23 protein-coding genes and 1 other RNA gene are annotated in these 22,698 nt (G+C 70.3%); 11 read left to right on the top strand and 13 right to left on the bottom strand.

Going from position 1 to position 22,698, the window contains the following annotated elements; all coding sequences use genetic code 11:
• Positions 1-58 precede the first annotated feature (58 nt).
• Together IDM46_RS11325 and IDM46_RS11320 are read left to right on the top strand one after the other, a co-directional pair.
• Positions 59-595, top strand: coding sequence for a hypothetical protein (locus IDM46_RS11325; protein WP_185115768.1), 537 nt, complete (start codon positions 59-61; stop codon positions 593-595).
• A 22-nt stretch (positions 596-617) separates the two neighbouring features.
• Positions 618-1,133, top strand: a complete 516-nt coding sequence (locus IDM46_RS11320) for a hypothetical protein (RefSeq protein ID WP_185115767.1) — start codon at positions 618-620, stop codon at positions 1,131-1,133.
• Positions 1,134-1,181: 48 nt separating this feature from the next.
• On the opposite strand, the gene rpiA is transcribed toward IDM46_RS11320, so the two are convergent.
• The 7 genes from rpiA to IDM46_RS11285 all read right to left on the bottom strand — a co-directional run bounded on the left by rpiA (position 1,182) and on the right by IDM46_RS11285 (position 5,969).
• Positions 1,182-1,829 (bottom strand): ribose-5-phosphate isomerase RpiA, encoded by a 648-nt coding sequence (rpiA, locus tag IDM46_RS11315; RefSeq protein WP_185115766.1) that lies wholly within the window; start codon positions 1,827-1,829, stop codon positions 1,182-1,184.
• Positions 1,829-2,302 carry an EVE domain-containing protein gene (locus tag IDM46_RS11310; protein ID WP_185115765.1) on the bottom strand — a complete coding sequence of 158 codons (474 nt, stop codon included), beginning with the start codon at positions 2,300-2,302 and terminating at the stop codon, positions 1,829-1,831. The genes rpiA and IDM46_RS11310 overlap by 1 nt, the downstream gene beginning before the upstream one ends.
• Complete coding sequence (locus IDM46_RS11305) at positions 2,299-2,889, bottom strand: 5-formyltetrahydrofolate cyclo-ligase (RefSeq protein WP_185115764.1); 591 nt, start codon at positions 2,887-2,889, stop codon at positions 2,299-2,301. The genes IDM46_RS11310 and IDM46_RS11305 overlap by 4 nt, the downstream gene beginning before the upstream one ends.
• A gap of 45 nt (positions 2,890-2,934) precedes the next feature.
• A non-coding RNA gene (gene ssrS, locus IDM46_RS11300) (6S RNA) lies at positions 2,935-3,120 on the bottom strand.
• A gap of 92 nt (positions 3,121-3,212) precedes the next feature.
• Complete coding sequence (locus IDM46_RS11295; RefSeq protein ID WP_185115763.1) at positions 3,213-3,506, bottom strand: cell division protein ZapA; 294 nt, start codon at positions 3,504-3,506, stop codon at positions 3,213-3,215.
• Positions 3,503-3,724 (bottom strand): TIGR02449 family protein, encoded by a 222-nt coding sequence (locus IDM46_RS11290; RefSeq protein WP_182824744.1) that lies wholly within the window; start codon positions 3,722-3,724, stop codon positions 3,503-3,505. Before IDM46_RS11290 ends, IDM46_RS11295 begins: the two co-directional genes overlap by 4 nt.
• Before the next feature lie 31 nt (positions 3,725-3,755).
• Positions 3,756-5,969, bottom strand: coding sequence for a GGDEF domain-containing phosphodiesterase (locus IDM46_RS11285; RefSeq protein ID WP_223878077.1), 2,214 nt, complete (start codon positions 5,967-5,969; stop codon positions 3,756-3,758).
• 120 nt (positions 5,970-6,089) lie between these two features.
• Here IDM46_RS11285 and IDM46_RS11280 point away from each other — a divergent pair, with 120 nt between their 5' ends.
• On the top strand, positions 6,090-6,635 hold the full coding sequence (locus IDM46_RS11280; protein ID WP_182824748.1) for a UPF0149 family protein: 546 nt from the start codon (positions 6,090-6,092) through the stop codon (positions 6,633-6,635).
• 56 nt (positions 6,636-6,691) lie between these two features.
• Entirely contained in the window at positions 6,692-8,014 is a 1,323-nt protein-coding gene (locus IDM46_RS11275) for an aminopeptidase P N-terminal domain-containing protein (RefSeq protein WP_185115761.1), read from the top strand.
• Positions 8,015-8,024: 10 nt separating this feature from the next.
• Here the strand turns inward: IDM46_RS11275 and pepQ are convergent, their stop codons facing one another.
• The 6 genes from pepQ to rph all read right to left on the bottom strand — a co-directional run bounded on the left by pepQ (position 8,025) and on the right by rph (position 14,797).
• Positions 8,025-9,353 (bottom strand): Xaa-Pro dipeptidase, encoded by a 1,329-nt coding sequence (gene pepQ, locus IDM46_RS11270; protein WP_185115760.1) that lies wholly within the window; start codon positions 9,351-9,353, stop codon positions 8,025-8,027.
• Positions 9,354-9,431: 78 nt separating this feature from the next.
• Positions 9,432-9,782: a PilZ domain-containing protein gene (locus tag IDM46_RS11265; protein ID WP_182824753.1), complete on the bottom strand. Its 351-nt coding sequence runs from the start codon at positions 9,780-9,782 to the stop codon at positions 9,432-9,434.
• Entirely contained in the window at positions 9,779-12,199 is a 2,421-nt protein-coding gene (locus IDM46_RS11260; RefSeq protein ID WP_191073335.1) for a DUF1631 family protein, read from the bottom strand. The genes IDM46_RS11265 and IDM46_RS11260 overlap by 4 nt, the downstream gene beginning before the upstream one ends.
• A 112-nt stretch (positions 12,200-12,311) precedes the next feature.
• The gene (hemW, locus tag IDM46_RS11255; RefSeq protein ID WP_185116088.1) at positions 12,312-13,469 is read right to left on the bottom strand and encodes a radical SAM family heme chaperone HemW; all 1,158 of its coding nucleotides are present in this window, start codon (positions 13,467-13,469) and stop codon (positions 12,312-12,314) included.
• The gene (rdgB, locus tag IDM46_RS11250) at positions 13,466-14,059 is read right to left on the bottom strand and encodes an RdgB/HAM1 family non-canonical purine NTP pyrophosphatase (protein WP_185115758.1); all 594 of its coding nucleotides are present in this window, start codon (positions 14,057-14,059) and stop codon (positions 13,466-13,468) included. Before rdgB ends, hemW begins: the two co-directional genes overlap by 4 nt.
• Before the next feature lie 3 nt (positions 14,060-14,062).
• Entirely contained in the window at positions 14,063-14,797 is a 735-nt protein-coding gene (gene rph / locus IDM46_RS11245; RefSeq protein WP_185115757.1) for a ribonuclease PH, read from the bottom strand.
• Between the two features lie 67 nt (positions 14,798-14,864).
• On the opposite strand from rph, the gene IDM46_RS11240 reads away from it, so the two are divergent.
• The 7 genes from IDM46_RS11240 (at position 14,865) to IDM46_RS11210 (ending at position 22,638) form a co-directional block, all read left to right on the top strand.
• Positions 14,865-15,725 (top strand): YicC/YloC family endoribonuclease, encoded by an 861-nt coding sequence (locus tag IDM46_RS11240; RefSeq protein WP_185115756.1) that lies wholly within the window; start codon positions 14,865-14,867, stop codon positions 15,723-15,725.
• The gene (gene gmk, locus IDM46_RS11235) at positions 15,718-16,356 is read left to right on the top strand and encodes a guanylate kinase (protein WP_185115755.1); all 639 of its coding nucleotides are present in this window, start codon (positions 15,718-15,720) and stop codon (positions 16,354-16,356) included. The genes IDM46_RS11240 and gmk overlap by 8 nt, the downstream gene beginning before the upstream one ends.
• A gap of 129 nt (positions 16,357-16,485) precedes the next feature.
• Positions 16,486-16,788, top strand: a complete 303-nt coding sequence (gene rpoZ / locus IDM46_RS11230) for a DNA-directed RNA polymerase subunit omega (protein WP_182824766.1) — start codon at positions 16,486-16,488, stop codon at positions 16,786-16,788.
• A 134-nt stretch (positions 16,789-16,922) separates the two neighbouring features.
• Positions 16,923-19,091, top strand: coding sequence for a bifunctional (p)ppGpp synthetase/guanosine-3',5'-bis(diphosphate) 3'-pyrophosphohydrolase (locus IDM46_RS11225; RefSeq protein ID WP_182824769.1), 2,169 nt, complete (start codon positions 16,923-16,925; stop codon positions 19,089-19,091).
• Positions 19,092-19,159: 68 nt separating this feature from the next.
• Positions 19,160-19,543 (top strand): RidA family protein, encoded by a 384-nt coding sequence (locus IDM46_RS11220; RefSeq protein WP_185116087.1) that lies wholly within the window; start codon positions 19,160-19,162, stop codon positions 19,541-19,543.
• Positions 19,544-19,547: 4 nt separating this feature from the next.
• Positions 19,548-21,668, top strand: a complete 2,121-nt coding sequence (gene recG, locus IDM46_RS11215; protein ID WP_223877964.1) for an ATP-dependent DNA helicase RecG — start codon at positions 19,548-19,550, stop codon at positions 21,666-21,668.
• A gap of 31 nt (positions 21,669-21,699) precedes the next feature.
• Entirely contained in the window at positions 21,700-22,638 is a 939-nt protein-coding gene (locus IDM46_RS11210) for a nucleoside hydrolase (RefSeq protein WP_185115754.1), read from the top strand.
• Positions 22,639-22,698 lie beyond the last annotated feature (60 nt).

Genomic DNA, 22,698 nt, shown 5'->3' with positions numbered 1-22,698 from the left:
TCCTTGCCTGGCGTGCGTTGCTCGGTTAACGTGTGCGGCTCCCTGTTGATTGGACTTGATGCTCATGCGCCGTGCCCGCAACTTGTTGACCCCGGTGTTCCTCGCCCTTGTTGCCAGTGCGGCGGCGGCCGGTGCGGCCGAATTGCCTCGCGTGGATGTGCAGGGTGCCTCCGGCATGTGCAAGGCCGCGACCGCGGCGTTCGCCGCCGGGACCCGATACCGCCCGCTGGGCCTGGCCAACGAGTCCGAAGGCCAGATCTTCGTGACCTGCAACTGGCAGGGCGACGACCACCAGGACTCGGTCCGCGGCTCGAAGCGGCTGTACGTCGCGATCACCAACAACGGAACCACCGCCAAGGACTACACGTGCACGCTGGTGAACGGGCACCAGACGGGTGTTTCTATCTACGCGGTCTATGTGCCAAAGACCGTCAGCATCGCACCGGGTGCCGGCGCGGAGCTCACCTGGGTTCCTTCGGAAGTCTCGAATGCCAAGCCGTCGGGCATCGATCGCCCGTCGCTCAGCTGCATCCTGCCTCCGTCGTCCACCATCCAGTACACCGGTCGCGAGTACAACGAAGATGTCGGCGCCTGAGTCTTGCGGGCTGCGACCCGCCTTGATCGCCGCATCCCTCGCCCTCCTGGCCGCGGTTCCTGCATCCAACTCGCTGTCAGCCGCTGAGATCTACCGCTATGACATCCAGGGCGCGGCAGGAATCTGCCAACCCGCGCTGTCACAGCACGCAGAGTCGCTGCGCGCGCGGCCCCTCGGCCTCGTGAACGAAGGCGCGGGCCCGTCATTCGTGACGTGCACGTTCCGCGGTGATCCACGTGCCGGTGGGCGAGGCGCAACGAGGCTGGTGGCCCACGTGGGCAATGTCGGCTCGGCGACCGCCAACGTGAGCTGCACGTTCGTGGAAGGGAGTCAGCTGGGTGACCAGTCGGATGCGGTCTATCGAACCAAGTCGGTCAGCATGTTTGCCGGGACGGTCGGCACACCACTGCCGTGGGAGCCCAGCGAGATCGCAGGTGGTCCGGAGCTGATCTACCAGCCCGCGGTGCAGTGCATGCTCACCCCGGGTGCCGCGCTGCATTACATCACTGTGGCCTACGACGAGGATGTCGGGGCCTGAGAGGACGCTTTTCCGCAGTCCCCGGGCTGCGGCTAGCGGGAATACCTGTCAGCGAACCAGGACCGGGTCGCCGCCCACGATCACCACGTCGGCGGCGCGCCGGGCGAACAGCCCCACGCTGACCACGCCCGGAATCTGGTTGAGTTCGCGCTCGAGCGCCACCGGGTCGGTGATCGCCAGGCCATGGATGTCGAGCACCCAGTTGCCATTGTCTGTCCGCACATCCTGGCGCCAGACCGGATGGCCGCCAGTGCTCGCGACGATTTCCCGCGCTACCAGACTGCGTGCCATGGGGATCACTTCGATCGGGAGCGGAAAGCGCCCCAGCACATCGACTTCCTTCGACGGATCGATGATGCAGACGAATGTCTTCGCAGCTTCGGCGATGATCTTTTCACGCGTGAGCGCCGCGCCGCCGCCCTTGATCAGGTGCCTGTCCCGGTCGCATTCGTCGGCGCCGTCGACATACAGCGGGATCGGGCCGCAGGCATTGAGGTCGAGCACGTCGATCCCGTGGCCACGCAGCCGCTCGCTGCTCTGCTCCGAGCTTGAGACCGCACCGGCGATGCGATGCCTGATGCCGGCCAGCGCATCGATGAAGTACGCCACCGTGGATCCGGTGCCGACTCCGACGACCATGCCGTCTTCCACGAATTCAATGGCCTTCTCGCCGGCCCGGCGCTTGCCTTCGGACATCATGGTTCCAGGGACAGGATGATTTTCCATTGTGCCGCGGTCACGGGCAGTACCGACAGGCGGGTGCCCTTGCGGATCAGGGCGAAGTCCTCGCCCAGCCCCTCCGCCTGGCCGCGGATGGCGTCAAGCGAAACAGGGCCGGCAAGCTTGCGCACGAAACCGACGTCGACCAGCATCCAGCGCGGCTCTTCATGGCTGGCCTTGGGGTCGAAGTACTTCGACTTGCGCTCGAACTGGGTGGGATCCGGATACGGCGCACTGGTGACCTCGGCCACGCCATAGACCCCGGGCACGTCGCAGTTCGAATGGTAGAACAGCACGCCATCACCGGGTTTCATGCCATCACGCATGAAATTGCGCGCCTGGTAGTTGCGGACACCCGTCCAGGGCTCGGTGCGGACGCGCTCGAGGTCGTCGATCGAGAAGTCTTCGGGCTCGGACTTCATCAGCCAGTAGCGTTTGCGTGCAGTCACGATGCTTCCGCGGGACGGAGGTGGGTGGCGCGTTCGGTGCAGACGGCGTCGAGCTGCACGTCCCAGTCTTCGCGCGGCAGGTCGGCCGCCGACTGCTGGAACGCAAATGCGGCGCCCACCAGCCACGGAGGCGCGGGCGCCTGGTGGCGGAACGCGAAGCTGCGATCGTACCAGCCGCCGCCCATGCCCAGCCGATGGCAACGCGCGTCGAACGCCACCAGCGGCACCACGACCAGATCAAGCTGCGCGGGCATCAGCAGCGCATCCGCGGCGACGTCCGGCTCGGGAATGCCGTGGCGATTCGGCACCACCGGATCGCCCACGCGCCACGGCGCGAAACGCAGCCGGCCGTCTTCGTGAAGCAGAGGCAGGCAGTAGGTGCAATGCGCAGGCAGGCGCAACTGCCAGGAGTGCAGCGGGATCTCGCCGTCGCTGGCCCAGTAGCCGGCGACCACGCGCGCCGAAGTCGGCGTCATGGCGAGCAGCTGTTCCGCGAGACCCGATGCGGCGCCGATGCGCGCCGGCGGCGGTACGCCCCGTCGCGCGCCGCGCGCGTCGCGACGCAGGATCGCGCGGGTGTTGGTCACGGCGAGCGCGGCGCCGGTGCGCCGCGTGGGACCGGAGAAAGAGATACGTCCTCCACCATGCCGATGCGAGCCAAACGACCTTGAACCCGGGGTTCAAGTGGGGACGCTTGGCGGCCTTCGGGCTTTCCGCTCGTGGGCGGACATGCGCGCCAGGCTTCCGTCGCGCCCCCGTGGTCGTCATTAAGGGACAAGGCGTATGTTTGAGCGCGCCGTCGAACACGGCAGAGGACGCGAGCGCAGTATAGCGTGCCGATTTCGCGCCGCGAATCCGCCTGTCGGTTCGCGTTCATGCGCGGGCGCCGCACGATACCGGACACGCGAATTCAGGCATCCAGCAGGCTATCGAGCTTGAGTTGCAGCACCGACAGCACGCGCGCCAGTTCGTGCTCGCGATGTTCACTGGCGGCGCGCAGCTGTTCGAGTTCATGCGCGAGGTTGAGCGCGGCGAGTACGGCGACGCGGTCGACCGCGGCCATGCGGTTGGCGCCGCGCGCCTCGCGCATGCGCGTATCAAGCAGGCGCGCCGCGGACATCAGGCCCTCGACTTCGCCGCTGCCGACGCCGACGGTGTACTCGCGGTCGAGCACGCGCACGGTAACAGCCTCGTTGCTGCTCACGTGTGCTGCTCCAGCGACTTCAGGCGCGCGATCATCGCCTCGACGCGACTGCGCGCCTGCTCGTTCCGGGTCAACAGCTGGGACCGCTCGCCGGCGAGCTGCTCATGCTGCTGGCGCAGGCTGCGGTTCTCCTCGGCAAGCCGGCGCGCGCGCGTGGCGAGTTCGTCGAAGCGTTCGCCAAGCCGCTGCAACTGCGCGATCACGTCGGGGGTCTCCATCAGCGCACGATAGGCAGGCGCGGGTAGGTGGTCAAGGCGCGGCGCTGGAAAGGCGCACCACGTTGCCGCCCGGCGGCCGCCGGTTGCGGATGAAGGCCATGCAGGCGGTCGCCTCGAGCGGCGGCGACAACCAGAATCCCTGGATCTCGTCGCAGCTGTGGTGGGCGAGGAAGTCCGCCTGGGCGCGCGTCTCCACGCCCTCGGCGACCACGTTGAGCCCCAGCGAATGGGCCATCGCGATCACCGTGGTGGTGATGGCGGCGTCCTCCGGGTCTGTAGTCAGGTCGGCGATGAAGGTCTTGTCGATCTTGATGGTGGTGATCGGCAGCCGCTTGAGGTATGCCAGCGACGAGTAACCGGTGCCGAAATCGTCGATCGCCAGTGACACGCCCAGCTCGCGGAACGCCTGCAGCTTGACCACGGTCTGTGCGGCGTTGGCCATGAGCACGCTTTCGGTCAGCTCCAGCTCCAGCGCCGAAGGCGGCACGCCGGTGTCGTCGAGGACGCGGCGGACCACATCGGGGAAATCGCCACGCAACAGCTGCAGCACCGACACGTTCACCGCCACCGTGAGGTCGGTGAGGCCATGCTGGTGCCAGCGGCGCAACGCCAGGCAGGCCTCGCGCAGCACCCACTCGCCGATCTCGAGGATCATGCCGCTCTCCTCGGCCAGCGGGATGAAATCGGCCGGCTGCACTTCGCCGTGCTCGGGGCTGTACCAGCGCAGCAGCGCCTCGGCACCGGTGATCTGCGAGGTGACCAGTGACTGGCGCGGCTGGAACGCCACCCGCAGTTCGTTGCGGTCGAGGACCTTGCGCAACGCGCCGGCGAGCGTGGCGCGCTGCCGGATCGCCGCCTCCATCGTCTCGTCATAGCGCATGAACGTACGGCGCCCCGCGGCCTTGGCCTGGTACATCGCGGTGTCCGCGTGCTTGAGCAGCTCGGTCGGGACCTGGCCGTGGTCGGGGTACAGGCTGATGCCGATGGAAGGCGACACCGCGACTTCCTGGCGGTCGTCGAGGATCAGCGGCGCCTCGAACGACATGATGATCTCGCGCGCGACGCGGTCCGCCTCGTCGGCATCCTCCAGGTTCTCCAGCACCGCGGTGAATTCATCGCCGGCCAGGCGCGCCACGGTGTGGTGCTGGCCGACGGTCTGCTGCAGGCGCGCCGCGGCCGCGCGCAGGATGCGGTCTCCGGCGGCGTGCCCGAGCGAATCGTTGATGTCCTTGAAGCGGTCGAGGTCCAGGAACAGCACCGCGATCCGCGACGATTCGCGGCGCGCGCGCACGATCGCGCGCGACAGGCGCTCCGACAGCAGCGAGCGGTTGGGCAGGTTGGTCAGGGTGTCGAAATTGGCGAGGTAGCGCAGTTCCTGTTCGGCGCGCTTCTGCAGCGTGATGTCATTGAGCACGAACACGTACAGCCGTTCGCCGTCCGCTTCGCTGCCAAGGACCGTCGCCGCCTCTATGGCGCACAGGAACTCCTCGCCATCGCGGCGGCGCTGCCACATCTCGCCGGAATAGCGGCCGTCGCGGGCCACCAGGCTGCGGATGTGACGGTAGAACGCCGGATCGTGCTGCATGCTGTCGAGCAGGTCGGCGCCACGGCCGGCGACGTCGGCGGCCTGATAGCCGGTAATGCGGGTGAAGGCCGGATTGACCGAGATGAAGTTGAAGTCGCCGTCGAGTACGGTGACCGCTTCGTTCATGCTGCGCAGCACTTCGCTGGCGATCTGGCGTTCGCGCTCCACGTCGCGGCTCTTGCTGATGTTCAGCGCGGTGCCGGCGACGCGGACGATGGCACCGCCGGCGTCGTGTTCCACCGCGCGGCCGCGGGCGCGCACCCATACCCAGTCATCGCCGGGCCCATCGGAGCGGACGCGGTGCTCGGACACGAATTCCGCGGTTGCGCCGTCGACGTATGCGCGCATCAGTTCCTCGACACGCGGCAGGTCGTCGCCATGGATCACATCGGCGATGTCACGCGTCGTGCTCGAGACCTCCCGCGACTGGCCACCGGCTTCCTGTGCGAACAGCAGGCGCACCAGCTGCCTGGTCGGCAGGTGGATGTCCCAGTAGCGCTCGCCGGTCGCCCACAGGGCCATCTTGAAGCGCTCTTCGCGGTCGCGCAGCTGCGCGACATGGGCCTGGTTGCGCCGCTGGCGGAGCAGCAGGGCCACGCAGGCCACGGCAAGCGGCAACGCCACCAGCGCCGCGATCAAGAAGCCCGTGTCGGTGAGCATGGTCAAGCCGGTTTTCCCCTCGCGGCCCGCGCGGCAGCTTCGCAGTGTAGGCACGCAGGCGGGGAGGCAACAAGCTTGGCGACGGCGGTATAGTGCGGCGTCCCCCCGACCGTGCTTGCCATGTCCGCAACGCTTCCCACCCTGCCTGAAATCGAACAGGCCTGCCGCGACGCGTCGCTGGGCACCAGCGCACCCGAATTGCACGGCAGCCTCTGTGGCTGGCTTGCCGGTGGTGGTGACAGTGGCGGCCACTGGTTGGCCAAGGTCATGGTGGACGACGCGCTGCCGTCACCCCCACCCGGCGGCGTGCTGGACCGCATGCGCGAGGTCACCGCGGCACAGTTCGAGGACCGCGATTTCGGCCTGGCGCTGGTGTCCCCGGGCGAGGAGGCCACGCTCGCCGAGCGCAGCGGGGCGCTGTTCGACTGGTGCCGGGGTTTCGTCGGCGCGTTCGGGCTGGCGGCCGGGCAGGACCCCAGGCTGTCGGAGGAAGGTGCCGAAGCGCTGTCCGACATCGCCCGGCTGGCACGCGCAAGCGCGCAGGACGACGGCGACGAAGAGGACGAGCAGGCGCTGGCCGAGATCGAGGAGTTCGTGCGCGTGGCCGCGCTGCTGCTGCACGGTGACTGCGCGCTTGCCGCGCGCCACCGCAGTCGCCTCAACTGACCGGTCACGAACAAGCCCGCGCCCGGCAGCCCCGGTCGCCCCGGACGCTGCCGAACATGCCCTCCCCACCCCGGATCACTGCTGCGACCTACGCCCGGCGCCGTCGCCAGTTGATGCGCCTGGCGGGCGACGACGCGATCCTCGTGCTGCCGGCCGCGCCCGAGCGCGTGCGCAGTCGCGACACGCACTACCCGTACCGCCAGGATTCCGACGTCCTGTACCTGAGCGGTTTCGCCGAGCCCGAGGCGGTGCTGGTGATGGTGCCCGGGCGCAGCCACGGCGAGAGCCTGCTGTTCTGCCGCGAACGCCACCCGGAACGCGAAGCCTGGGATGGCCCGCGTGTCGGCCCCGAGGGCGCAGTAGATGCGCTTGGCGTCGATGACGCCTGGCCGATCGACGACATCGACGAGATCCTGCCCGGCCTCATCGAAGGGCGGCGCCGCGTCTATTACCACTTCGGGCGGGATACCGATTTCGACCTGAAGCTGATTGGCTGGGTCAACCAGGTGCGGGCGGAGGTACGCCACGGCGCGCAGCCGCCGCACGAGTTCCTCGAACTCGGCCACCTGCTCGACGAGATGCGCCTCGCCAAGACCGCCGAGGAACTGCGGCTGATGCGGCACGCGGCCGAGGTCAGCGTGCAAGCGCACCAGGCGGTGATGCGCGCCGTGCGCCCCGGCATGCGCGAGTACGAACTGCAGGCCGAGTTGGAGCGCGTGTTCCGCGCGGCGGGTGCCGAGCCGGCGTATTCCAGCATCGTCGGCGCCGGCGCAAACGCCTGCGTCCTGCACTACCGCGACAACAACGCGCCGATCCGCCGTGGCGACCTGGTGCTGGTCGACGCCGGCGCCGAGTACCGCGGCTACGCCGCCGACATCACCCGCACCTTCCCGGCCGATGGCCGCTTCAGTCGCGAGCAGCGCGCGTTGCATGACCTGGTCGGCGCGGCCCACGCGGCCGCACTGGCGCAGGCGCGCCCGGGCGTGCCATACGAGGCCGGACACAATGCCGCCGTCGATGTGCTCGCGGAGGGCATGCTGTCGCTCGGGCTGCTGCAGGGAACGCACGAGGATGTCGTGGCCGGCGGCGGCTACAAGCGCTTCTATCCGCACAAGACCGGCCACTGGCTCGGCCTCGACGTCCACGACGTCGGCGACTACCGCATCGAGGGCGCCTCGCGGCTGCTCGAGCCGGGGATGGTGTTCACCATCGAACCCGGCCTCTACATCCCGCCGGGCGACACCAGCGTCGAGGCGAGGTGGCGTGGCATCGGCATCCGCATCGAGGACGACGTGGCCATCACCCGCGACGGCCACGAGGTGCTGACCGCCGGGCTGGCACGCAGTGCCGACGAGATCGAAGCGTTCATGGCGCCCTGAGGCGCGCCGCTCAGGCGGCGAACGCCTCGCGGGTCAGGTTGCGCGGATCGCCGTCGGTGCAGACCACATTGTCCTCGATGCGGATGCCGCCATACGGGCGGAACGCATCGACGCGGTCCCAGTCGACGCTCCCGGCGTGCGCGCCAGCACGCAGGTCCTCGAGCAGCATGTCGACGAAGTACAGGCCCGGCTCGATGGTCACCACCATGCCGGGCTCCAGCACGCGCGTCAGCCGCAGGTAGGGGTGGCCTTCCGGCTTGTCGATGGTGCCGCCGGCATCGGATGCCGCGAACCCGGCGACGTCGTGCACCTGCAGGCCGAGCCCATGGCCGATGCCGTGCGGGAAGAACGTGCCGCTGACGCCGGTGGCGACAGCCTCCTCCGGGGACACCTTCAGGATGCCGAACTCGCCAAGCACCCCGGCCAGCGCCAGGTGCGCATCGAGGTGCAGCTGCCGGTAATCGAATCCGGCGCGCACCTGGGCGCACATCGCCTGCTGCGCCGTGTCCACGGCCATGACCATGGCGTGGAACTCGCTTTCGCCATCCGCGGCGTGGGTGCGCGTGACGTCGGCCGCGTAGCCGCCATGGCCGGCGCCGGCATCGAGCAGGAAACTGCGCACCGGCTTGGGCGGCAGGCGGTCGAGTTCGGTGTAGTGCAGCACCGCGCCGTTCCGGTTGAGCGCCACGATGTTGCCGTAGGGCAGTTCCGCCGCGTCCTGGCCCACCGCCTGGCAATAGGCGAGGTGGATGCCGAATTCGCTGGCACCGGCACGGAACGCGCGCTCGGCGGCGTGGTGGCCGCGCACGGCCAGGCGCGAAGCCTCGCGCAGCATCGCCAGTTCGTACGGCGTCTTGAAGGCGCGGTGGTAGTCCAGGTAATCCAGCACCGGCTGCGGATTGTTGGGTGCGAACGCACCGTAGCGTCCGAGCGCGCTCTGGGGCTCGCCGAGGATCGCGCAGCGGCTGGCGTTCCTCGGCAGGTGTTCGAGCGCCTCGTCCGGCGTGCGGATGACCACGATGTCGAAGTGTTCCGCCCAGTATCCGGACGGCGCCTCGGGGACCACGTGCCAGTAGTCGCGCGGCTGCAGGTACACCAGCTTCGGCCGCGCGCCGGGCGTGACCACGAGCCAGCTGCCGGGATTGCGCAGCAGCGGTACCCAGGCCTTGAACTGCGGGTTCACCGCGTACGGATAGTCGCGATCGTCGAACACCTGGTAATGCCGGGTACCACTGGGCACGACCAGGTGGTCGAAGCCGCCACGGCCGAGCGCTTCGGCGGTGCGTGCGAACAGGGTGTCGAGGTGGGCGGCGTACAGCGGGGCGAGGGCGACGGACATGGCGGGGGACGGCTCCGGGAAGAACCCGTATTCTGCCGCATCGACCGCGATGCCGCCCTGCGACCGCCCGGTCGACGGCTACTCGTAGTGGCTGCCCGGCGCCTCGATCCAGGCGCGCAGGCGACCGACCTGCGGCTCCGACATGCCGATGAAGCGGAAGCCGGTCCACGCCTGGCCGGGTGCGCTGGCCTGGTCGCGCCACAGCAGGTGCGCGCCCACCTCGACGCTGGCGTCGGCGCCCTCCGGCGTCGGCAGCGCGAAGCGGAACTGGTAGAGCGCGTCGTCCACCAGTGCCTCGTTGGCCAGCAGCAGCATGCCGGTTTCGGACAGGTTGCCGATGCGGCCGACCACGCGCTCGGTCATGGCATCCATGACCAGGATGGTGTCGGGCGCCTTGCGGCGCTTGGCGCGGCGGAACTCGTTGATCATGGCAATCCGTCCCCGGTGATCGCCGGGGCGTCGCCACGGCCGGCAAAGCTGCGCAGGGTACGCATCGCCGCCTGCCAGGCGCGGTCCACCAGGCGGCCGCGCTCGGCGGTGACGATGCGTGCCTGGTCGGCCACGATCATGCGCGCCAGCGCATCCAGCGAATGCTCGCCGACCCGCTGGCCGCGCTGGTTGACGAACAGGGCGTTGTCGGTGACCGGGCTGAACCACGACAGGCGGCGGCGGACCACGTCGCCCTGCTGGTTGGTCACGAACTCGATGAACGTGCCGAACGGCATCACCCGCAGCTGCTCGTAGCGCGCCTGTTCTTCCGGCGTGCGTGGCGGCAGATCCGGCCTGCGCGCGCGGGCGCTGTCCTCGCCCAGTCGCGTCCTGGCCTTCAGCTTCATGGCCAGCTCGGTGCGCGACGCCGGATCGTCCTCGTCGCTGCGGCTGCTGGTCAGGCGGTTGGCGATGATCGCCGCTTCCTCGGCGTGGTAGCCGACCTGCGAAAGCGCGCCCTCGACATGTGTCGCCAACGCGGGGTCGGCCGCGTCCGCGCCATGGCCGCAGGCCTGGATGATCCGCCGCGTGGCGTCCAGCTGGCCCTGCCACTCCTGCGAATCCTCGCCCTGGCGGAGCAGGGTGAGGGTCAGCACGTCAGCCCAGGCCTGGTTGAGCAGCGCGCGCGAGAACTTCGGGATGCGCTGGTCGCCGAGCATGTCGGCGAGCGCCTTGCCGGCGCGCAGCTTCGCGACTTCCAGCTTTTCCTTGCCGCGCGCCGCCTCGACGTGGCGACGCTCCAGCATCTCGGCGCGGCGCACCTGCGCCTGGAGATGCGCCTGCAGCGCGCGGTTGGAATCCTCGAACACCGCGTCGTCGCCATCGTACTTGTCGATGACGTGGCTGACCGCCTGTTGCAGCGGCGGCAACAGCTGTGGATCGAAATCGTCCTTGTCGAGCCATTTCGCCGCCGTCTCGGCGACGGTATTGAGCAGTTGCCGGGCCGGATGCGCGGCGCGCACGAAGAACGCCGGGTCCTGGAGCGCGACGCGCAGCAACGGGAGCTGGAGCCGGCGGAGCAGGGCGCTGGCGGGTGCGTCGCGGCTGATCTCGCCTTCCAGCTGCCCGTACAGCATGTGCAGCAGTTCAAAGGTGTCGTTGTCGCGCTGCGAAAGGCTGGCGCCCTTGCCGCGCTTCTGCCGGGCCTGCGCGAGCAGGGACTGGCGGATGTCCATCAGGTTGCGTGGCGACGCCTCGGGCGCGGCCTGCAGCGTGCCCAGCGCACGGAACACGTCGTCGGTGCTGAGTGGCGGCGCGGCGCTGGCGGCCTGCCCGGGCCGCAGCTTGCCGATCAACGCGCGGCGCCCGGCCATCAGCTGCTGCAGGGCCTGGTAGTCGGCCTGCTCGTCGGAGTTCTCGAAGGCGCTGCTGGTCTCGGCCATCCAGCCGGTATGCGGGCGCTGCAGGTCGGCGTGCGTCGCGCCTGTGCCGTGGCCGTGTGCCGCGCCCGCATCCGCATGGCCGGTGCTGCGGCCGTCGACAGCCGGGCTGCCGCGCTCGCCGTTGCCGGCGGGGCGGCCTGCGCCGGCAGCGGGGCCCGGAGCACCCTGGGCGGCCTCTCCCGTGCCGCGCGCCCGCGGGCGCGATGCCGCCTGTCCCGGGGCGGCGTTCGCCGCGGCCTCGTGCGCCTGCTCGCGTGCGGTTGCACGCACGCGCATCGGCACGTAGGTCAGGCCGGGCAGCACGCCCTCGCGGTCCAGTGCGGCGTCGAGCTTCTCCAGCACGGGCGCGTAGTGGCCCATCACCATGCGGTCGAACAGCCGGAACAGCAGTTCGCGCGATTCGACGCCGATATCGAGTGCCCGGCTGGCGGTGCGCAACGCGCGGCACACCGACTGCGGGCCCAGCGGCAAGCGCGCGGCGTCGATCGCGGGCGAACCCGCCAGCACACCGAAGCGCTGCCCGAGCAGGTGCATCGCCAGGGTGGCGCGGCCCTCCTGGCGGCTGGCGATTTCGCGCAGGATGCCGTCTTCGTCCATCGCCGCGTCTTCGACCAGGGTCAGCAGAAGATGGCTGCCGGCCTCGCGGACGGACGCCTTCCCCTGCGCCGCGGGCGGAGCGCGCAGGGTGGCCAGCGACGCTTCGAGCTCCAGCATCAGCTGCGGGACCAGGTCGGAGCGGTTCAGGCGGAACGTGCGCAGCGCCTGCACGAAGTTGGACTCGCTGCCCGGATTGCGTGCGCGGTCGGCGAGGCGGAACAGCTCCTGCTCGAATTCGTCGAGCATCGCGCCGAGGTAATTGTCCAGCTCCGCGGAGACCAGCGCCAACGCGCTTTCCAGCGCCTTGCGCACGCGTCGCGGCAGACCGGCGGCCGCCAGTGTCCGCGGAGCGGTGGCGTCATTGTTTGGCGTCGTCACTGACATGTTTGCGTCTGGCTCGCTTCCCCTGTGGGGATACTTAGCATGCAGGCATGCCCCGCGGCCAGCACGGGGTTTCCGCCGGCGTCAGGACACGGCGGCCGATGGGCGCTCATGTCAGGAAAAGCGCGACCACGTCGTTGCCCAGGCGCCGGCCCAGCGGGGTGGGCCTGACATGGCCCGCATCCTCGACAAGCCAGCCGCGCGCCGCGGCCTCCGCGAGTTGCGCGTCGATCGTGGCACGCGCCAGGCCGGTCCGGGCCTCGAAGTCGGCCAGCGCGAAGCCTTCGTGCAGGCGCAGCGCGTTGAGCATGTATTCGAACGGCCGCCGCGCGGGCTCGATGTCCTCGTCGCCGCCGAATGCCGCGTCGCTGCCCGCCGTGGCCAGCCACGCCGCCGGGTGCTTGAGCTTCCAGCGCCGGCGGATCGCCTGCCCGGCGCCCAACGTGATCTTGCCGTGCGCGCCTGCGCCAATGCCGAGGTAGTCGCCGAAGCGCCAGTAGTTGAGATTGTGGGCGCACTGGCGCCCGGGCCGCGCGTAGGCGCTGACCTCGTAATGCCCGTAGCCCGCCGCCTCGAGCAGCGCCTGGCCGTGTTCCTGCATGTCCCAGGCAGTGTCCTCGTCGGGCAAACCCGCGGGCGGCCTGGCGGCGAACAGCGTGTTCGGTTCGAGGGTGAGCTGGTAGTGCGAGATGTGCGCCGGCTGCAGCGCGAACGCGCGTTCCAGGTCGCGCGCGGCGCCATCGAGGTCCTGGCCGGGCAGGGCGTACATCAGGTCGAGGTTGATGTTGTCGAAGCCGGCGTCCTGGGCGAGCTTCACGGCCGCGTCCGCCTCGCGGCTGTCGTGGATGCGCCCGAGTCGCTGCAGGCAGGCGTCGTCGAAGCTCTGGATGCCGAAGCTCAGGCGGTTCACGCCGGCCGCGAGGTAGCCCTCGAAGCGTCCGTGCTCGGCGGTGCCGGGGTTGGTCTCCAGGGTGATCTCGCAACCCGGAGCGAACCGCAGCCTCGCGCTGGCCTGCTGCAGGAAGTCGTCGATCGCCGCCGCTGGAAACAGCGACGGCGTGCCGCCGCCGAAGAACACCGAATGCACGGTGCGGCCCCATGCCAGCGGCAGGTCGTGCTCGAGGTCGGCGACCAGTGCGCTGACGTACTCGGCGAACGGCAGCGCGCCGCGCTGCTCGTGCGAGTTGAAGTCGCAGTAGGGGCATTTGCGCACGCACCACGGCAGGTGCACGTACAGCGACAGCGGCGGCGGCAGCAGCATGGTCAGGCCAGTTCGGCGAGGCGTTCGCGCAGCACCGCGAGCGCGCGGCCGCGATGGCTGATGGTGTTCTTGAGTGCGGCGGGCAGCTCGGCGGCGGTCAGGCCGCTGCCCGGATCCAGGAACACCGGGTCGTAGCCGAAGCCTCCCGCGCCGCGCGGCGCGTGCAGGATGCGTCCGCGCCACTGGCCCTCGGCGATGATCGGCTGCGGGTCGTCCGCGCGGCGCAGCACCACGATCGCGCAGTGGAAGCTGGCACCCCGGGCCTCGTCGGCCACGCCGTCAAGCTCGCGCAGCAGGCGCGCGATATTGCGCCCGGCATCGCCGTGGGTTCCGCCGTAGCGCGCGGAATACAGCCCCGGGGCGCCGTCGAGCGCGTCCACGCACAGCCCCGAGTCGTCGGCCAGCGCCGGCAGGCCGGTCGCCAGCGCCGCGTGGCGCGCCTTGAGCAGCGCGTTCTCGATGAACGTCAGGCCGGTTTCGTCAACGTCGGCGACGCCGAACTCGGACTGCGCGCGCAGGTTGAAGCGCGAGCCGTCCAGCAGTGCGCGCAATTCCGCCAGCTTGCCCGCGTTGCCACTGGCCAGCACCAGGTCCATGGCTCAGCCTTCGGCCAGCGCCGCCTGCTGTGCCGCGAACAGTTCCCCGCAGCCCCGCGCGGCCAGGGCGAGCATGGCGTCCAGCTCCTCGCGGCGGAACGCGTGGCCCTCGGCGGTGCCTTGCAGCTCGATGAAGCCGCCGCCGTCGTTCATCACCACGTTCATGTCGGTGTCGCAGGCGCTGTCTTCGGCATAGTCGAGGTCGAGCACCGGGCGGCCGCCGTGGATGCCGACCGACACCGCGGCGATCGCGCCGTGGATGGGGTCGCGCTTGCCGAGCTCGCGGCGACCCTGCAGCCAGCGCACCGCGTCCACCAGCGCCACGTAGGCACCGGTGATGGCGGCGCAACGGGTGCCGCCGTCGGCCTGCAGCACGTCGCAGTCGAGGGTGATGGTGCGCTCGCCGAGTGCGTCGCGGTCCACGCAGGCGCGCAGCGAGCGGCCGATCATGCGCTGGATCTCCAGCGTGCGCCCGCCCTGCTTGCCGCGCGCGGCCTCGCGGTCGGAGCGGCTGTGGGTGGCGCGCGGCAGCATGCCGTATTCGGCGGTCACCCAGCCGGTGCCCTTGCCGCGCAGGAAGCCCGGCACGCGGTTCTCGACCGTGGCCGTGCACAGCACCCGCGTATCGCCAAAGGTCACCAGGACCGATCCCTCGGCATGGCGGGTGTAGCCGCGCTGGATACGCACGTCGCGCATCTGGGCAGGCGCGCGCCCGCTTGGACGGGGAGAATCGCTCATGGAGGGAATTACCGCAGGAATGGCGCGCGAGTTTACCATCGGCACCCCGAACCACCGGATGCACCGCATGATCCGCAGCATGACCGCCTTCGCTTCCGGCGAACGTGCCACCGCCTTCGGCACCCTTGGCTGCGAGCTCCGTGCGGTCAACCACCGCTACCTTGAGCTCGGGGTGCGTGCGCCGGACGAGCTGCGTGCGCTGGAAGCGGTGCTGCGCGAGCGCATCGGGGCCCGCGTCGCGCGCGGCAAGGTCGAGCTCACCCTGCGCCTGCGCGCGCCGGAGGACGCGGGCGCGTTCGTGGTCGACGATGCGCTGGTGGAGCGGCTGGGCGAACTGGCGCTGCGCCTGCAGCCGCGGTTCCCGGCGATGCAGGTCGGGTTCACCGAGCTCCTGCAGTACCCCGGCGTGCTGCGCACCCGGGCCACCGACGCCGACGCCCTGCAGGGCGAGGCGCTCGCGCTGCTGGACCAGGTGCTGGGCGAGTTCATCGCCGCGCGCGAGCGCGAGGGCGGCAAGCTGGTGGCGGTGATGCTGGAGCGCGTCGACGGCATCGCCGCGCGCGCCGCCGAGGTGCGTGGCGTGGTGCCGGCGATCCGCGCCGGGCAGCGCGCCAAGCTCGAGGCGCGCCTGGCCGACCTGGCGCAGCCCGCCGATCCCGGCCGGCTCGAGCAGGAGCTGGTGCTGTCGCTGCAGAAGCTCGACGTCGACGAGGAGCTTGACCGCCTCGACAGCCACGTGGCCGAGATCCGCCGCGTGCTCGGCCAGCGCGAGCCCGCCGGCCGCCGGCTCGATTTCCTGCTCCAGGAGTTCAATCGCGAGGCGAATACGCTGGGTTCGAAGTCGGTCGATCCGCGCACGTCCAACATCGCCGTCGAGCTCAAGGTGCTGATCGACCAGGTGCGCGAACAGGTGCAGAACATTGAATAAGCCCGACGTTCCAACGCGGGGCAGGCTGTTCATCGTCGCCGCGCCGTCGGGCGCCGGGAAGTCGAGCATCGTCAACGCCTGCCTGGCGCGCGACGCCAACATCTGCCTGTCGGTCTCGTTCACCTCGCGACCGCCGCGCCCGGGCGAGCGGCACGCCGAGCATTACCACTTCGTCGACGATGCGCGGTTCCAGGAGATGATCGCCGCCGGCGAGCTCTTCGAACATGCCCGCGTGCACGGCGACTGGAAGGGCACCGCGCGGCAGTCGGTGGAACCGCAGCTGGCGGCCGGCCGCGACGTGCTGCTGGAAATCGACTGGCAGGGGGCGCGCCAGGTGCGCAAGCTGGTGCCCGACGCCGTCGGCGTGTTCATCCTGCCGCCCTCGCGCGCGGCGCTCGACGAGCGCATGCGCAAGCGCGGCCAGGACAGCGAGGAGGTCATGGCCCGGCGCCTGGCCGCCGCGCGCGAGGAGATGTCGCACTATGCGGAATTCGACTACGTGATCGTGAACGAGGATTTCGCCACCGCGGTGGACGAGATGTGCGCGATCTTCGTCGCCAGCCGGCTGCGCCTGGACGCCCAGGCCTGGCGGCACCGCGCCCTGATCGGCGCGCTGCTGCAGGAAGACTGATCCGCCAAGGCTGGCATTACGCCCCAAGTGCCTGATTCGCAACAGCTCGGCTTGCGTGCCGGGCGCGGTATCGCTATCCTTTCCGGTCCCTCGCACTGCATCGACGGCCGGTCGGCCGCCAGGAGATTTATGGCCCGCATCACCGTTGAAGATTGCCTGAAAGTCGTCGACAACCGTTTCGAACTGGTCATGCTGGCCGCCAAGCGCGCCCGCCAGCTTGCCAATGGCGTCGAGCCGCAGATCGACAACAGCGAGAACGACGACAAGCCGACGGTGCTGGCGCTGCGCGAGATCGCCGCGCGCCGCATCAATCCCGAGTACATCGACGCCGTCGAGAAGTCGGAGCGCGAGCGCAAGGAGCGCGAGGCGCTGGAATGGGCGGCCGCCGAAGTCGTGGCCGACGACGACCTGGGCAAGGGCGACGACGCCTGATCCGCGGGCGCCTGCATGGCGCTTGCCAGCTTGACCATGACGGCCCCGGACATCCGGGGCCGTCTGCGTTCACGGCCCGCGTGCATCGACCGCCGCGCGTTGCCGGGCTGCGGGCGCACGCGTAGGCTCGACCCATGACATCCGCAGAGCTCGCGCTGGTGCAGGTACCGGTCCCCGGGGACGAAGACATCCCCGGCTACATGCGCGCGCTGGAGCGCGCGAGCGCGTACCTGCCCGAAGACCAGCGCCGCCAGGTGCGCCGTGCCTGGGCGGTGGGCGCGGCCGCGCACGCGGGGCAGGTGCGCAAGTCCGGCGAGCCCTACATCACCCACCCGGTCGCTGTGGCGCAGGTGCTGGCGGAGCAGAAGGTCGACCTCGAGACACTGGTCGCGGCCATCCTGCACGACACCATCGAGGACACGCCGCTGGGGCGCGACGCACTGGCCGGCGAGTTCGGCGAGGCGGTCGCGGAGCTGGTCGACGGCGTCACCAAGCTCGACAAGCTGCAGTTCGCCAACCGCCGCGAGGCGGACGCGGAGAGCTTCCGCAAGATGATGCTGGCGATGGCGCGCGACCTGCGCGTCATCCTGATCAAGCTGGCCGACCGCCTGCACAACATGCGCACGCTCGGCGCGCAGTCCCCCGAGGCGCGCCAGCGCATCGCCAGCGAGACGCTGGAGATCTACGCGCCGATCGCGCAGCGCCTGGGCATGAACCTGATCAAGGCCGAGCTGCAGGACCTCGGGTTTGCCGCCCTGCACCCGCTGCGCCACCGCATCCTCGAGAAGCGCATCCGCTCGCAGCCGCTGGTGCGGCGCGAGGCACTGGCCAAGATCGAGGCGCAGCTCGCGCAGCGGCTGACCAACGAGGGCGTGGACTACCGCCTGGTGAGCCGGGTGAAGTCGCCGTGGAGCATCTACAACAAGATGCGCGCGGAAGGAAAAACCTTCAGCCAGGTGATCGACGTGTTCGGCTTCCGGGTGATCGTCGGCTCGGTGCGCGACTGCTACCACGCGCTGGGCGTGGCGCATTCGGTGTACAAGCCGCTCGACGGCCGCTTCCGCGATTTCATCGCGATCCCCAAGGCCAACGGCTACCAGTCGCTGCACACGGTGCTGTTCGGCCCCTACGGCTCGCCCATCGAGGTGCAGATCCGCACCGAGGAGATGGACCTGATCGCCGAGCGTGGCATCGCCGCGCACTGGGCGTACAAGCACGGCGGTGGCGCGCCGAACAGCGCGCAGGCGCGCGCGCATTCGTGGATCTCCGCGCTGCTGGAATCGCAGAGCGGCACCGGGTCGTCGCTGGAGTTCCTCGAGAACGTCAAGGTCGACCTGTTCCCGGACGAGGTCTACCTGTTCACGCCCAAGGGCGACATCATGTCGCTGCCGCGCAACGCCACGGCGCTTGATTTCGCCTTCTCGGTGCACACCGACGTCGGCAACAGGGCGGTGGCCGCGCGCGTCGACCGCAAGCTGGTGCCGTTGCGCACCAAGCTGGCCACCGGCCAGTCGGTGGAAATCGTCACCGCGAAGTCGTCGCAGCCGCGGCCGCAGTGGCTGGAGTTCGTGGTCACCGGCAAGGCGCGCACCGCGATCCGCCAGCAGCTCAAGCAGCTCGAGCACGAAGACGCCGTGCAGCTTGGCCACCGCATGCTCGACAGTGCGCTCGAGGATCTCGACAGCTCGCTGGAACAGTTGCCGGCGGAGCATCTCGAAGCCTACCTGGCCGAGCATCGCTTCCCGCGGCTGGAAGCGCTGCTGGCCGAGGTCGCGCTGGGCAACCGCATGCCGTCGCAGGTCGCGCAGTCGCTGGCGCGCAAGACCCCGGGTGCCGACGGCGCGCCGCGCGTGCACCGCGGCGACGACCGCATCCTGATCACCGGCAGCGAACGCGGCGTGGTGACCTTCGCCAACTGCTGCATGCCGATCCCGGGCGACGAGATCATGGGTTACCACACCGCCGGCCGTGGCATCGTGGTGCACAGGATGGAATGCCCGAATGTCGCCGAATACCGCAAGTCGCCGGATCGCTGGGTCGACATCGGCTGGGATCGCGAGGTCGCCGGCGATTACGCAGTGGCGCTGCGCATCGAGGTCGAGAACCGGCCGGGCGTGCTGGCACAGGTGGCGGCGGCGATCGCGCAGGCGGACTCCAACATCGACGGCGTCGAATACCTGGAGCGCGACACCAATGTCGCCGCGATCCGATTCTCGATCGAAGTGCGCAACCGCACGCACCTGGCGCATGTCATCCGCCGCACCCGTCGGCTCGGCGTGGTCCACGGCGTGCAGCGGATCTGAAACCGCGCCGATAGAGAATCGGCGGGGTGGCGGTCATAATCGACCGCATCGCCTTCGAGGACTCGAAAATGCCCAGGACACCCATCACCACCGCCCACGCACCGGCGGCCATCGGTCCGTACTCGCAGGCCACCCGCGCCGGCAACACCGTGTTCGTGTCCGGGCAGATCCCGCTGGACCCGGCCACGGGCGAACTGGTCCCCGGTGATCTTGCCGCGCAGGCGCGGCGCGCATTCGACAACCTGCGCGCGGTCTGCGAGGCGGCCGGCGGGTCGCTCGATGACGTCACGCGCGTCGGCCTGTACCTCACCGACCTCGGCCAGTTCGCGGCCGTGAACGCGGTGATGGCGGAGTATTTCAATGCGCCGTATCCCGCGCGTGCGACCATCGAAGTGTCCGCGCTGCCCAAGGGCGCGCAGTTCGAGGTCGACGCCGTGATGGTCACCGACTGAGGCAGTGGCGGCACCCCGGCGCAAGGCGGGCGCAGCCGCGCCCTCGCTGGCACCCGCCGGCACCGATGTGCTGTCGGCGCTGGCCGGCGTCGGCCCGCGGGTTGCGGAGAAGCTCGCCGCGCGTGGCCTGACCGGCGTGCAGGACCTGTGGCTGCAGCTGCCGCGCGGCTACGAGGACCGCACCGCCATCACGCCGATCCGCATGCTGCAGCCGGGTGTTCCCGCGCAGGTCGAAGGTCGGGTCGAGGCGGTCGAGCGCGGCTTCCGCTACAAGCCGATGTTGCGGGTCGCGATCGTCGACGACTCGCACGGCACGCTGGTGCTGCGCTTCTTCCATTTCCGCGCCGCGCAGGCCGCGCAGTTCACGCCGGGCGCGCGCGTGCGCTGCTTCGGCACGCCGCGGCCCGGGCAGCGCGGGCTGGAGATCGTCCACCCGAGTTACAGCCTGGTCGGCGACGACTGCGTCGCCGGGCTTGGCGATCGCCTCGACCCTGTCTACCCGGCGATCGAGGGCGTCGGCCCGGCGGTGATGAAGCGGCTGATCGCGCAGGCGCTCGACCGCCTTCCCGATGGCGACGTGCTCGAACTCCTGCCGGCCGCGCTGCTGCGCGTACATGCGCTGCCCGGGCTGCGCGAGTCGCTGCTCACGATGCACCGCCCGCCTCGCGACGCCGATGTCGCCGCGTTGCTCGCCGGCACGCATCCCGCGCAGCGTCGGCTGGCGCTCGAAGAGCTGCTCGCGCACCACCTGAGCATGCGCCGCCAGCGCATCGCCCAGCAGTCGCACGCCGCGCGGCCGCTTGCCGACTCGGCACTCGCGCAACGGCTGCGCGAGGACCTGCCGTTCGCACTCACCGCGGCGCAGGCGCGCGTCTTCGACGAGATCCGCGGTGACATGGCGCGACCGGTGCCGATGCTGCGGCTGGTGCAGGGCGATGTCGGTTCCGGCAAGACCGTGGTGGCGGCGATGGCCGCGCTGATGGCGGTCGCCGAGGGCCGCCAGGCGGCGCTGATGGCACCCACCGAGCTGCTGGCCGAGCAGCATCTCGTCAACCTGCGGTCGTGGCTGGAACCGCTCGGCCTTCGCGTCGAGTGGCTGGCCGGCAAGGTCACAGGCCGCGCGCGCGCGCAGGCGATGGCGGCGGTCGCCAGCGGCCAGGCGCAGGTGGTGGTCGGCACGCATGCGCTGATGCAGCAGGGCGTGGTGTTCCACGACCTCGCGCTGGCGATCATCGACGAGCAGCATCGCTTCGGCGTGCACCAGCGCCTGGCGCTGCGCGACAAGGGCGGCGAGGGCGGGCGGGTGCCGCACCAGCTGGTGATGACCGCCACGCCGATCCCGCGCACCCTGGCCATGGCGGCCTACGCCGACCTCGATGTGTCGGCGATCGACGAGCTGCCGCCCGGACGCACGCCGGTGCAGACCGTCGTACTCGCCGCGGGCCGTCGCCCGGAACTCATCGAACGCATCCGTGCGGCTTGTGCCCAGGGTCGGCAGGCGTACTGGGTATGCACGATCATCGACGACTCCGACGAGATCGTGGCGCAGGCCGCGCAGGCGACGTTCGAGGCGCTTTCCGAAGCCCTGCCCGGGCTTCGCGTCGCGCTGGTGCATGGCCGCATGAAGGCCAACGAAAAGCAGGCGGCGATGCGCGCGTTCAAGGAGGGCGCGGCCGACCTGCTGGTCGCCACCACGGTGATCGAGGTCGGCGTGGACGTGCCCAATGCCTCGCTGATGGTGATCGAGAACGCCGAGCGCCTGGGCCTGGCGCAGCTGCATCAATTGCGCGGGCGGGTGGGGCGGGGCAGTGCCGCTTCGAGCTGCGTGTTGCTGTACCAGCCGCCGTTGTCGCGGATGGCGCGCGAACGCCTGGAGACGATGCGCGAGACCGGCGACGGGTTCGTCATCGCCGAGAAGGACCTGGAGCTGCGTGGACCGGGCGAACTGCTCGGCACCCGCCAGACCGGCCTTGCGGCGTTCCGCGTCGCCGACCTGGCGCGCGATGCCGACCTGCTGCCGCTGGTGCACGCGTTGGGCGAGCAGCTGCTGCGCGACCAGCCCGACATTGCCGAACGCCTGGTGGCGCGCTGGATCGGTGGCGCCGTGCGTTACGCGGCGGCCTGATGTCCGCGGCACGAACATGGATAATCGATCGATGACCAATGAACGCATCCCGCTGCTGATCGATACCGACCCGGGCGTCGACGACGCGCTCGCCCTGCTGATGGCGCTGCGCGACGCGCGCCATGACGTGGTCGGGTTGACCGTTGCCGCCGGCAACGTCGGCCTGCGCCATACCGTGGCCAACGCGCTCAAGCTTTGCGAGATCGCGGCGCGCGACGATGTGCCCGTGTTCCCCGGCTGCGACCGCCCGCTGCTTCACGCGGCGCCCGACGCGGCGCACGTGCACGGCGCGGACGGCTTCGGCGATGTCGGCCACGCGCCGGCCACCCGCGGCGCCCAATCCGAACACGCCGTGCAGGCGATCCTGCGCCTCTCCCACGAGCACGCCGGCCGGCTGCTGCTGGTCATGCTCGGTCCGCTCACCAACCTCGCGCTGGCGCTGCGCCTGGATCCCACCCTTCCGCAGCGCATTGGCCGGCTTGTGGTGATGGGCGGCGCGGTCACCGCGCGCGGCAACATCACGCCGTCGGCGGAGTTCAACGTCTATTTCGATCCCGAGGCGGCGCGGATCGTGTTCCAGTCATTCCCCGCTTTCGACCTCGCCGACTGGGAGGCTACCGTCGCCCACGGCATGCACCACCGCGATGTCGACCGGTGGCTGGCCGCCACCGGTCCCGTGGCCGGGTTCTACGAGGCCATCTCGCGGCATACGCGGCTGTGGTCGGAAGACGGTCGTGGCGAGCTCTGGCATGCCGCGGATGCGCTGGCGATGGCCATGGCGCTGGCCCCGCAGGGCGTGCTGCAGGCCGAGTCGCGGCCGATCGACGTGGTGCTGGCGGATCCGGTGGCGCGCGGCACCACGGTGGTCGACTGGCAGCGGCAGCTCGGGCGCCCGGACCAGGCGCGCATCCTGCTTCGCTACGACCAGTCGATGTTCGAGGCCCTGGTGCGCGGGGCGCTCGGCGCCTGAGGCGGCTTGCGGCGCGTATTGGGGCCGGCTATAATGCCGCTCTTTCCTCGCCCAGATACC

Origin of the sequence: Luteimonas sp. MC1825, assembly GCF_014764385.1 — a bacterium.
Lineage (GTDB): Bacteria > Pseudomonadota > Gammaproteobacteria > Xanthomonadales > Xanthomonadaceae > Luteimonas.
Note: the sequence above shows the minus strand (reverse complement) of the source record. Positions and strands in the feature narration are given on the sequence as shown.